The sequence below is a fragment of the Halanaerobium sp. genome, assembly GCF_003070835.1.
The window spans coordinates 1-1,987 of the sequence record NZ_QBLR01000454.1 but is presented as its reverse complement, the minus strand read 5'-3'; the positions used below and the strand labels follow the sequence as shown (position 1 = coordinate 1,987).

Annotated in this window: 1 protein-coding gene and 1 tRNA gene; one reads left to right on the top strand and one right to left on the bottom strand. The window is 32.4% G+C overall.

Features of this window, described 5'->3' with window-relative positions; all coding sequences use genetic code 11:
• Window positions 1-5 precede the first annotated feature (5 nt).
• Window positions 6-92, bottom strand: a tRNA-Leu gene (locus CI949_RS20350).
• Window positions 93-298: 206 nt separating this feature from the next.
• Between CI949_RS20350 and CI949_RS20345 the strand changes: the two genes are divergently transcribed.
• A partial coding sequence (locus CI949_RS20345; RefSeq protein WP_290769856.1) for a methyl-accepting chemotaxis protein occupies window positions 299-1,987 on the top strand: 1,689 nt, incomplete at its 3' end.

Genomic DNA, 1,987 nt, shown 5'->3' with positions numbered 1-1,987 from the left:
TAAAATGGTGCCGAAGGTGGGACTCGAACCCACACATCCGTGAGGATAATGGATTTTGAATCCATCGCGTCTGCCAATTCCACCACTTCGGCATCACAAGATTTATTTTAACATAGAAAAATATCAAAAGCAAGCAAAATTAATCTAAAAATAAGGCCAAAATCTAAATACATTACTATCTAAATACATTACTAATTGAATAATTGAATTTTCAGGGATATAGATCGTGTTTTTATTGCAATATCTAACATATATGATATAATTTAACTATTACATACAAAAAAGGTAGGGATTAAAAATGTTAAACTCAATTAAAGGTAAAATGCTGTTAGCGATACTAATTTTAGTTTTAATAATTGTCGGTGGAACAGCATTTACTCTATATGATCAATCAAAAGATATTTTAGAAAACACAATAATGTCAAGTGCTGAAGAGAGTGCACGACAAAATTCAAATACTATTAATGAGTGGTTAAATGGAATTGAAGTATTTTTAAAAGATTTAGCAGATTCCAATAATGTAAAAACTATGATGTGGAGCAGTCAAGAGAGGCATCTAAAAGATGTTAATAATTCTGCATTAGAAAATATTATTGTAGCTAGACCTGATGGTAGGGCAAATATTGTGGAAGGAATGAATATCAATGTTTCCGATCAAAATTATTTTCAAAAAGCAATTGAAACTGGAGAAATTACATATTCAAATGTAAAACAGAGTGAATTAGCTGATGGTAATGTAATTTCTATTGCAGTACCAATAATAGATATGGGAGAACAGGTTGGGGTTTTGATTGGCACAGTCTCAACAGAATATTTACAGCAGTTAATTTTAGAAATGAATATTAATGGAGCAGGATATGGCTGGATTATTGACCAAGAAAAGAATACAATTGCTTACCCTGAGGAAGAATATATAGCAAATAATGAGCTGGCAAACAGCAATCAGGATTTGATTGAAATCACTGATAAGATGATTGCTGAAGAAAGCGGGGCTTTAGGATATCAATTTAATAATCAGGATAAAATAATGGCCTATCATCCTGTCAAAATAAATGGCTGGTCTGTAGCAATGACAGCAAATAGATCAGAAGTTATGAGTGAACTAAATAATTTGAGAAACGCAAGCCTAATTATTGCTTTAGCTGCTCTAATTATTGGCATAGTTGTTACAATAGTAATTGCTTCATATATTGCTGAACCCCTTAATTATGTGACTGCTACTGCCCAAAAGATAGCAGCAGGAGATTTTACAATAAATATTAATAATAAATATTTGAAAAGAAAAGATGAGATTGGAAAGTTAACTAACTCATTTGCAGAAATGATAAATAATTTAAAAACAATGATTTTAGATGTTAAAAATATTTCAGAACAAGTAGCAGCTTCAAGTGAGGAACTTTCTGCGACCGGAAATCAAGTTGGTCAGAGTGCTGGAGAGGTTAGTAATGCTATTCAGGAAGTTGCTTCAAATACAGAGGAACAGTCAGCTCAGGTAGAGGAAACTACTGCAACAATGGAAGAACTAATTAAACAAATTAATATGATTAACACTTCTTCTGATGCTATGGATAGACAGGCTGTGGATGTTATGGAGAATATTGAAAAGGGTAATCAGTCAATTGATAAATCGACTGCAGAAATTACTAAAGTTAAAGATAATTCTAAACAGGTAGAAAAGGCTGTTCACTCATTAGCAGATTCTTCAAATAGGATTGGAGAAATTGTTAATTTAATAAAAAATATTGCATCTCAAACTAACTTACTTGCTTTAAATGCTGCTATTGAAGCAGCTAGAGCTGGTGAAGCGGGAAGAGGTTTTTCAGTTGTAGCTGATGAGATCAGACAGCTTGCTGAAGAGTCAGATCAGGCTACCGATGAGATTACTGAATTAATTGAAGATATTCAGAAAGATGTAGATGCATCTGTAAAAAATATGGAAGAAACTGGAGAAGTAGTTGATTCTAGCGTTAATTCTATAGAAGAAAGT